Annotated in this window: 7 protein-coding genes; 2 read left to right on the top strand and 5 right to left on the bottom strand. The window is 59.1% G+C overall.

The genetic code is table 11. The features are described from left to right. Nucleotides 1–1,029 (top strand): Brp/Blh family beta-carotene 15,15'-dioxygenase (locus PPP56_RS06205; RefSeq protein WP_353563169.1); only part of this gene is annotated, 1,029 nt, incomplete at its 5' end. Nucleotides 1,030–1,179: 150 nt separating this feature from the next. Here PPP56_RS06205 and crtI read toward each other — a convergent pair. Both crtI and aspS read right to left on the bottom strand, forming a co-directional pair. Next, the gene (gene crtI, locus PPP56_RS06210; RefSeq protein WP_353563170.1) at nucleotides 1,180–2,775 is read right to left on the bottom strand and encodes a phytoene desaturase family protein; all 1,596 of its coding nucleotides are present in this window, start codon (nucleotides 2,773–2,775) and stop codon (nucleotides 1,180–1,182) included. Nucleotides 2,776–3,305: 530 nt separating this feature from the next. Further along, nucleotides 3,306–5,159: an aspartate--tRNA ligase gene (gene aspS, locus PPP56_RS06215; RefSeq protein ID WP_353563171.1), complete on the bottom strand. Its 1,854-nt coding sequence runs from the start codon at nucleotides 5,157–5,159 to the stop codon at nucleotides 3,306–3,308. Nucleotides 5,160–5,593: 434 nt separating this feature from the next. Between aspS and PPP56_RS06220 the strand changes: the two genes are divergently transcribed. Further along, the gene (locus PPP56_RS06220) at nucleotides 5,594–6,580 is read left to right on the top strand and encodes a hypothetical protein (RefSeq protein WP_353563172.1); all 987 of its coding nucleotides are present in this window, start codon (nucleotides 5,594–5,596) and stop codon (nucleotides 6,578–6,580) included. A gap of 302 nt (nucleotides 6,581–6,882) precedes the next feature. On the opposite strand, the gene PPP56_RS06225 is transcribed toward PPP56_RS06220, so the two are convergent. From PPP56_RS06225 to arsA, 3 genes are all read right to left on the bottom strand, one after another. Next, nucleotides 6,883–7,305, bottom strand: a complete 423-nt coding sequence (locus PPP56_RS06225) for a type II toxin-antitoxin system VapC family toxin (RefSeq protein ID WP_353563173.1) — start codon at nucleotides 7,303–7,305, stop codon at nucleotides 6,883–6,885. Then, nucleotides 7,292–7,606, bottom strand: a complete 315-nt coding sequence (locus PPP56_RS06230) for a hypothetical protein (RefSeq protein WP_353563174.1) — start codon at nucleotides 7,604–7,606, stop codon at nucleotides 7,292–7,294. The genes PPP56_RS06225 and PPP56_RS06230 overlap by 14 nt, the downstream gene beginning before the upstream one ends. 144 nt (nucleotides 7,607–7,750) lie before the next feature. Then, the coding region (gene arsA, locus PPP56_RS06235; protein ID WP_353563175.1) for an arsenical pump-driving ATPase at nucleotides 7,751–9,286 on the bottom strand (1,536 nt) is incomplete at its 5' end.

The raw sequence follows: 9,286 nt of genomic DNA on the forward strand, positions 1-9,286 counted from the left end.
CAGGCTAAAACGCAGCATCAGGCAGCCAGCACACTCCTCTGGGTATCTCGTGGTTTGCTGGTTGCTCTTGCTCTCGCTTTTGCCGGACTCAACCTGGCAGGGATTCACTTCTCAATTGAAGCGCAGAGCATTGTCTACCTGATCGGTATGGTAGCCATGAACCTGCCTCATGGTGGGTTTGAGCATGCCAATAACCTGTGGAACCGCCCGATCTCGTTTGCAGCCCGGTATGTGGTACTCTTTGCTGTGGCGATTGCGCTGTTCGTTGGGCTTCTCTTCTGGAACCCGGTTCTGGGACTTGGGCTTGCCCTTACCGTAGCGATGGTTAAAGGTGGACAGGGAGGTGTTCATGTGTTGGATGCTACAACAGGAAGCACCCATCTTCGCCATTCCTTACAACGGATCTTGGCAGCAACGGTGCGAGGTGGTGCGGTAATGATCGTGCCCATGATCGCCTGGCCCGAGACGTTTCTTCTCTTCAGTCAGTACATGGTAAACATTTTTGAGCCTGGCGCCCTGGCCTCTGCAGGTGCTAACGTAGAAACAGTACGTACTACGCTGGCTCTCGGATATGGCAGTGCTGTGCTCCTACATCTCGGACTGGGCTATACCTACGCAAGCGATCTTCTCTCATGGGGAATTGATGCAGCAGAAACAACACTTCTTGTCGCTTACTTCACCTTCGTCCCCGTCCTCATCGCTGTCGGACTTTATTTTCCGTTCTGGTACTCTCTCCGCCAGGTTGCCCGTGCTGTGGCAACAGGAGATGACGCATATGGATCGGCAGACCGCGGTGAGCCTGCCCTTATGGCGCGCTTTAAGTCGTGGGGTACTTTCATGATTGGAAGCCTGGGTACGTTTGGCCTGATGGCGGCGCTCTACATGCTGTTTCCGTCTCCGCTCGGCGGCGCTCCGTTCTGGGCCGGACTGGTTGCGTTCTACAGCATCTTCGTCAGCATCATCGCGCTTCCCCACATTATTGTCGGCGCGTGGCTCGACCGCGAGCACGGAATCTGGTACGTTCCGTAAGCGCTGCTCTCGGCAAGATGCATACGAACGTTGTCAAACCCGGCGAGGCGTTCCACTAACAAAGGAACGCCTCGCTGGTCAAGGATAGAAGGCGACAGGGCCGTCTTCTTGGCTACTTGAGTGGTTCTTTCACTACATGGTTTTCGTGGTTTAAGCGATTACTTTGTCCCGATTGTGCGGCGTCAGTTCATGCGGGTCAGGCACTACGGTATCCAACACACGGGCCGACGAGATTACGCCCGGAAGCCCTGCGCCGGGATGCGTGCCGGCTCCTACAAAGTAGAGTCCTTCAACATCCTCGCTTTTGTTATGTGGCCGAAACCAGGCGCTCTGCATCAGGCGCGGCTCTACAGAGAAGGCCGCTCCCTTCAAGCTCTTATAGTCTGCCTTGAACTCGCGCGGCGTCATTATCCGGCTGGTCACCAGGTGCTCGCCCAGATCGGGTAGCATCGTACCGGCGAGGTAGTCCTCAATTTTCTGCCGGTAGACCTCAGCTTCGTTTCTCCAGTCTGTCTTGCTATCCAGATGAGGCACCGGCGAGAGCACGTAGAACGCGTCATGTCCATCAGGGGCCATCGAGGCGTCTGTCTTCGTCGGGCGGTGGAGGTAGAGACTGAAGTCGTCTGCCAGATCTTTCCGGTCAAAGATGTCTCTGAGGAGCTCCCGGTAGCGCGGTCCCATCAGAATAGTGTGATGCTCGATATCGTCGTAGATCCGGTCGGTACCGAAATACCATACAAACAGGCTCATCGAGTAGTCCATAGCCTCGACGCGCCGATTCGTCCAGGTCGAACGATCGGCCTCGTCGATCAAGTGGCGATACGTCCACCCAACATCTGCGTTAGACACGACCAGGTCGGCCTCGATTGTCTCACCGGAGGTTAGCTCGACGCCCTCTGCCCGCCCAGATGCGTCTACCAGAATCTGGTTGACCTCTGCGCCATAGCGCTGTGTTCCTCCCAGATCATCGATGAGGCTGGAGAGTCCGTGAACGATCGTATTCGTACCGCCCATCGCATACCACACGCCCCAGTGGCGCTCAAGGTAGGCGATCATGGCGTAAATAGCTGAGGTAGCGAAGGGGTTGCCGCCGACCAACAGGGTGTGGAAAGAAAGCACCTGCCGCAGCTTTTCATGCTCGACAAATTTCGATACAAACCCATACACGGATCGGTAGCTCTCCAGCTTAGTCATGGCCGGAATAAGCTTCAGCATGTCCGAGAGCCTCCCAAACGGAACGTGTCCCAGCTTCTCGAAGCCGATCTCGAAAATCTCTTTGGCCCGATCCAGGAGCTGCTCATAGCCCTCGACATCTGGCGGATGCAGGTCCCGAATCTGCTCAATCATCCGCTCTTTGTCTCCGGTGTAGTCGAAAAGGTACCCATCGTCAAAGCGAATCTGGTAGAACGGGTCGATCGGAGCGAGCGTGACATCGTCTTCAAAAGTGCGTCCGGCAAGGTCCCATAGCTCTTTTAGAAGAAACGGCGCCGTCACAACGGTCGGACCGGCATCGAAGGTGAATCCGTCTTGCTCAAAGACACGGGCACGCCCGCCAGGCTGGTTGAGGCGTTCAACGAGGGTTACGCGGTAGCCGCGTGCCCCCAAGCGAACGGCCGCTGCGAGCCCCCCAAAACCCGCTCCGATAACAATGGCGTGAGGACTATCAGGGTGCAGATCAACAGGATACTCCGACGGATCAATAAGACGGGCGTCGGGGCGATCTGCAAGGCGGTGGGTCCAACTCATAGCTTGAAGGCGATCTGTGGTACAACCAGTGTATATGTCAGACACCGAAAGTGCCTTTTTGGTATCTGGTTGCGCGAACAATTTGGCGGAAAGACAGATCCGCTTTCTGCTTCTTCAAAAGAGACGGCGCATACCACCTTTACTGCTAATGTGGCCCCCATAGTGGCGTTCAAGTGCGTACGCAGCCTGCAAACACATACAGGTGGGGACGTCCCTTACACGGTGAAAGGGTATTTCTGACCTGGCATCGGTGCGATGTGCTTACGCAGTCTTGGCAACCTAAATGATGGAGCAATCCGAATCATATGTGCGGATCCGCATTTGCTCTGCATTTTGCTCCCATTAGGGGCGAGGGTCCTGTGCCGTACTTCTGTTGCATGCTGATATCGCATGCCGACGCAGGACTGCCAGCAGCATGATAAAAGGTTTGTTGAAGCGGGGAGCTCCCCAAACAAAACAGCCCGGGCTCAACGATACTCCTTTGAGCCCGTGGCCATGGAGCGAGCGGTCTTCCATTCGCGGTGCCTGCTTTACGCCAGATCCTCGTTGGGCACCACCGTGTCGATGTGCAGCGCGTCGAGCTGCTCGTCGTCAACCGTGTCGGGGGAGTCGACCATGGGTTCTTTGGCGCTCTGCGTTTTCGGGAACGCGATCACTTCACGCAGCGACGAGGCCCCGGCGATGAGCATGATCAGGCGGTCGAGCCCCAGCGCGATGCCGCCATGGGGCGGGGCACCGTAGCGGAACGCATCCAACAGGAACCCAAATCGCTGCTCTGCCTCCTCGGCGTCGATGCCAAGCACGTCGAACATGCGGGCCTGCATCTCGCGGTTGTGGATACGGATGGAGCCGCCGCCAATCTCATGGCCGTTCAGCACGAGGTCGTACGCGCGGGCTTCCACGGCGCCCGGGTCGTCGTCGAGGCGATCGAGGTGCTCGTCTTTCGGTGCGGTAAACGGGTGGTGCATCGGCGCGTAGCGCTGCCCCTCTTCATCCCACTCAAGCAGCGGAAAGTCGGTGACCCACAGAAAGCGGTCGGGGCCTTCGCCGGGGGCCGGGCGCAGCCCGAGATCATCGGCCATGTAGAGGCGGAGGTCGCCTGCTTGCTCGTAAACCGTAGGCGTCGGGCCGGCCATGAGCAGCACCAGATCACCCTGCGAGGCCCCGGCGGCATCAAACGCTTTCTCCACGTTCTCTTGCGGGATGGCGTTGGTGCTCACGTTGCACGACGGCGCATCTTCGTCTTCGCCCTGCTGGATGTAGATGAGCCCAGCTGCGCCAATGGTGTCGGTAACATAGTCCGTGAGGCGGTCCATTGCCCCGCGACCGCGGTCGCCCTCGCCGGGCACAGGCAGCGCCATGATTCGTCCGCCATCGTCAATAATCGAATCAAAGACGCGGAAGCCGCAGCCTGCAAACGAGTCGCTCACATCCTGCAGCTTCAAGTCGAAGCGCACGTCAGGCTTATCGGAGCCGTAGGTGCGCATCGCTTCGTCGTAGGTCATGCGCGGGAAGGGCGTATCCAGCTCCGTATCCTTCAGATCGGCCCAGAGGTCAGTCATGAGCCCCTCCATCAGGTCGTACACCTGCTCCTCGGTGGCGAAGGTCATCTCCACATCCACCTGTGTAAACTCGGGCTGGCGGTCGGCGCGCAGGTCTTCATCGCGGAAGCACTTCACGATCTGCACGTAGCGGTCGAAGCCCGATACCATCAGGATCTGCTTGTACGTCTGCGGACTCTGCGGCAGCGCGTAAAAGTGGCCGGGGTGCAGGCGGCTGGGTACGAGGAAGTCGCGGGCGCCCTCGGGGGTGGACTTCATGAGGACGGGCGTTTCGACCTCCAGGAAGTCGTGCTGATCGAAGAAGCGCCGGGTGGTCTGGTAGAAGCGGTGGCGCAGCTCCAGGTTGCGCTGCAGATGGGGGCGTCGCAGGTCGAGGTAGCGGTACTTCAGGCGCAGGTCTTCGTTGGCATCGACACGGGTTTCGTCCTGGGTGGATACAACAAAGGGCGGTGTGTCGCTCACGTTGAGCACCGCGAGCGCATCCCCCTGTACCTCAATGCGGCCCGTGGGCATATTGGGATTCACCGACTGATCGTCGCGTACCCGCACCGTGCCACGCACCGAAATTACGTCTTCGCTACGCAACTGCTGGGCGGTTTCATAGGCAGCTTCATTGGTCTGCGGGTTGAAGACGATCTGTGTGATACCATACCGGTCGCGCAGGTCGATGAATACGAGTCCGCCCAGGTCGCGGCGGGTATCGACCCAGCCTTTCAGGACAACGGTGTTGCCTTCGTGGTCCGGGCGGAGATCTCCGCAGGTATGGGTGCGGGCCCCATGGGTGTCAGCGGTGATGAGGGCAGAACGGTTGGCATCAGCCATAAGCTCGCAGAAGGTACAGTGAGACGGTAGCACAACATGTTAACATAGGAAGACACGACGAAAGTCGGTGCGATCTTCGTGTGAAGGCATTTTTCTGCGGGATGCGAAGCGCTTCCTTTTATTGGATTTTGCGTTTACCGCATCCAGATGTGATTTCACAGCCCGGTAGGACATTGGTTGCCACCGGATGGTGGACTCTGTCTGTGCTGAAATATCTCGCTTTGGCCTATTCCTCATCCAAAGGCGCCCCCCTGAGTAGCCAAAGTGGATTCATCCAATTAAATATAGCCACGTAAATTGGCTTTCATTCTTTTACATACCTATTGTAGAGATACCCGGCCCGCTATAGCGCTGCCCTGGTGGCGCTTTCCTGTAGCGCTTTCTTATGGCACAGCCCTTAGCGATGGCCTTCCCCACCACAAACGGACGCTGTTATGCTTTTTTCTTACGCCTACCGAGCACTCTTTTTTCAACTTGGAACTGTGGGGGCACTGCTCCTGCTATCTACAGCCACGCTGCATGCGCAGGATATGCCTAACTGGATGGGCGTTCCTACGTATGGTACGGTCACATTAAACGCCGGGTTTTCACCGGACCCGTCTACGCACCCTGTGCGGGCCGGTGGCCCGCTTCGCGTATCCCACAGCGGCTGCAATGGGTATGTATCTCCCAGTGCTCCGGATCTGGACCTGAACTATACCAGCGGGTCGCTGCCGCTGTACATCGAGGCCGTCTCTGATTCTGACGTAACGCTTCTCGTTTATACGCCCAATGGAGAGTGGGTATGCGACGACGATGGCGGCGCGGGCACCAATGCCCGGCTGACATTCGACAGCCCTCAGAATGGAAACTACAATATCTGGGTTGGGACCTACAGCAGCAGTGCGGGCACCCCGGAAGCTACCATCTCGATAACCGAGCTCAGTTCGCGGCTGGTGGCCGATGCCAGACAGGGCGCCACCACGCAGAACAACCCGGTTTCGACATCTCGCAATACAGCATCGTCGTCTCCACTCAACTGGCAGACCAACCCGACGTATGAGGCGGTCTCGCTTGATGCAGGATTCTGGCCCGATCCATACAGCGTTGGTATCGTGATGGGTGGAAGCACCAGCAATCCGGTGTCGGGTGCTGCATGTCGCGGATACGTCGCCTCGCGGGGCCCTGACGTGACGCTGACCTACCGCGTCGGCTCATCTTCGCTATACCTGTACACCGACGAGGATATTGATACCACGATGGTGGTGCGCACACCGGGTGGATCCTGGGTCTGCGATGATGACGGGGGGCGCGGAACCAACGCGCTGGTCTCGTTTTCCTCGCCCGAAAGCGGAACGTACGCTGTATGGGTGGGCACTTACAGCGAAAACGACAACTACAGCTCCGGACAGCTACATATCTCTGAAATCAATCCACAATGATACCCTGAGCCGATGCGATAGGGTACACGTTAATTCGCACTGTATGTGCGGATAGGCGTATTCGTAGCGGGGTTGGTGGAGGTAGAGGTGGCGGATGTGCGCATGGCAAAAGCAGGTTGCGTTCGGGGGATACGCTTGCGTGTCCCCGAACGAAGGTGATTTTGGGGGAGATTCGCAGGACACGGATCTTTACGTAGCACTTCCCCACAACAAGTAGGAACACGGGGCGCCACGTCCCTACGAAATCGTGTACGCTCTACGAGATGCGCGCTCGGATCGCAATTCTCTGCCCCAGCCGCATGCTATGCATTGGGCATGCGTACGTTGAGCGGGTTGCCATCTGCGCCGCGATACACCTGGAAGTCCGAATCAGTCGTAAAGATGGCTGGGTCTGCTCGATGCTCTGCCATCTGCACAAGGCAGGCATCGGCAAAGGACATGGGTTGGTCGGCGTAGGTACTCATGAGATCGTGTATGCGCTCTGCATGTTTTGCATAGGAAAAGGAGACCTCTACGAGACCACGCTCCAACATATGTATGATGCTGAGATGACTTACCGGCATACGCTCTAAGAGATGTGTTACCTCCGAAATCACGGCCTCGCACGTGTAGAACGGCCACTCAAGGTGAGCAGCCTGTTGCTTAGCCCATCGGTGGTACTGATCGCGTTTACTCAGTAGAGCCAACAGCGGCCCGGTGTCAATGAGTACCTTAGTCTTTGCCATAGTCCCTCATATACTTAGGGTTAGAGGACAGATCGGAAGGCACTTTCGGATCATCAATGATACCTACAAAATCGCTCGCGGCTTCCAAGAAGGACCCCGGTTGCGGCTCAATGGCATCCGTGTCCTTATCCGCCTCGGCGGCAAGTTCGCGCTCGACTGCGGCGAGCACGGCCTCCTTCTGCGTGCTCCCCTTGCGCTCGGCCAGGCGCTCGATCTTTGCTTTCTGCTCCGGCGTAAGGCGCATCTTGAATGATTCGGTGGCGTGCTGGGGCATGATTGGGCTCATCGGGGCTGGACTCAAAATACGTGCGTTGCTTGTATCTTCACACACGCGTCTTGTTGCCCCGCAGGGCACAGATCATGGCGTGGCGCCCCCTCACAAGCAAGTGGCAGGGACACGGCGCGCCGTGTCCCTGCGGTGCTATGTTGCTTCGAAAGAACTGATTCATGCGTGGGCCGTGGCCACGCCGATGCGTCCGGCGGCCAGGTCGCGCAGGCGGTCCGGACCTGTGGGCTCCTCGGGCATCCACGGGGCCAGGGCGATGCGTTCGGCATGCTCGTTCTGCACCGCCTCAATCTGCGGCACCTCCGAATGGGCACGCTCCACGAGCAGCGGATCTGTCGGACTGGCAGCGGCGAGGCTCTGGTTCACAATCCACGCGTAGGGCGTGATACCCGCGCGCTCCAGGTCGTCGTGCAGCTGCTTCGCCTCCAGCACCGGCGTCGTCTCCGGCAGCGTCACGAGCAGCATCTTCGTGTAATCCGAGTCCTGCAGGCGCATCAGCGGCGTGGTGATCTGACTCTCGTCCACGTTTGAGGTGCGCAGCACTTCGCGGTGATAGGAGCCGGTCGTATCCAGCAAGAGCAGTGTGTGGCCGGTCGGTGCCGTATCCACCACGACAAACTGCCGCCTGGCTTTGCTCACAACCCGCGAGAAGGCGCGGAAGACCGCCACTTCTTGCGTGCAGGGGGAGCGTAGGTCTTCTTCGAGCAGCTCGCGCTCTTCCGGATCCAAGTTCTTGCCTTTCGTTTTCAGCACACGCTGGCGGTACTGCTCAGTGGCTTCGTTCGGATCGATCGCTTCGACGGTGAGGGTGGGCAGGCTATCGCCAATCGCGTCGTGGATGTGAGCGGCTGGGTCGGTGGTCGTGAGCAGCACCTCTTCGCCGCGCTCGGCCAGCTCCACCGCCACCGCAGCAGCAATCGTGGTCTTGCCCACGCCGCCTTTGCCCATGGTCATGATGAGCCCGTGCCCGTCGTCGGCAAATCCGCCTACGAGGTCGTGTACGTTTGGCAGGTCGACGCCTGGGGCGCGCTCGGGACCTTCGGTGGTTGCTTCGGGCGTTGCATCCTCATCGAGCAGCGTGCGCAGCGCGTTGAGTCCGACCAGGTTGTGGCCTTTCAGCGGCACGATGTCGCGCGGCAGATCGGCCAACACGTCGGGCATGGCGTCGAGCGCGGCGTCGGCACGCTGCTGCATGGCAGCCGCCAGGGGATCGCTCGGGTCCTGCGCCTGAAAGACGCCGTTCACCACCAACTGCTGGTTGGCAATGCCCAGGTCGCGCAGTTCGCCGCTGGAGCGGGCCGCCTCTTTGAGGGCCGAGCGCTCCGGACGCGCTACGAGCACGAGCGTGGTGCGGTCGCTGTCGTTGAGCGCATCCACCGCTTCGGTGTAGCGATCTTGCTGCGCCTCCAGCCCGGACACCGGACCCAGGCACGACGCGCCTTCGGGATTATTCTCGATGAAGTTGCTCCACGCCGCCGGGAGCTCCAAGAGGCGCAGCGTGTGGCCCGTGGGTGCGGTGTCGAACACGATATGATCGTACGGAGCCGTCGCCTCCGAATCCGCCAGAAACTGCGTGAACTTGTCGAACGCGGCAATCTCGGTGGTGCAGGCGCCCGAGAGCTGCTCCTCAACCTGCGCGACCGTTTCGTCGGGCAGCACGCCCATCATGGGTTCGATGACGCGCTCGCGGTAGGC

The sequence above is a fragment of the Longimonas sp. genome (assembly GCF_040409695.1).
Classification (GTDB): Bacteria; Bacteroidota; Rhodothermia; order Rhodothermales; family Salinibacteraceae; genus Longimonas.

Bases quoted from the DNA above. Each gene is read 5' to 3' on its own strand.
- PPP56_RS06220 (WP_353563172.1), top strand. From the start codon at position 5,594: ATGCTTTTTTCTTACGCCTACCGAGCACTCTTTTTTCAACTTGGAACT.
- crtI (WP_353563170.1), bottom strand. From the start codon at position 2,775: ATGAGTTGGACCCACCGCCTTGCAGATCGCCCCGACGCCCGTCTTATT.
- aspS (WP_353563171.1), bottom strand. From the start codon at position 5,159: ATGGCTGATGCCAACCGTTCTGCCCTCATCACCGCTGACACCCATGGG.
- PPP56_RS06225 (WP_353563173.1), bottom strand. From the start codon at position 7,305: ATGGCAAAGACTAAGGTACTCATTGACACCGGGCCGCTGTTGGCTCTA.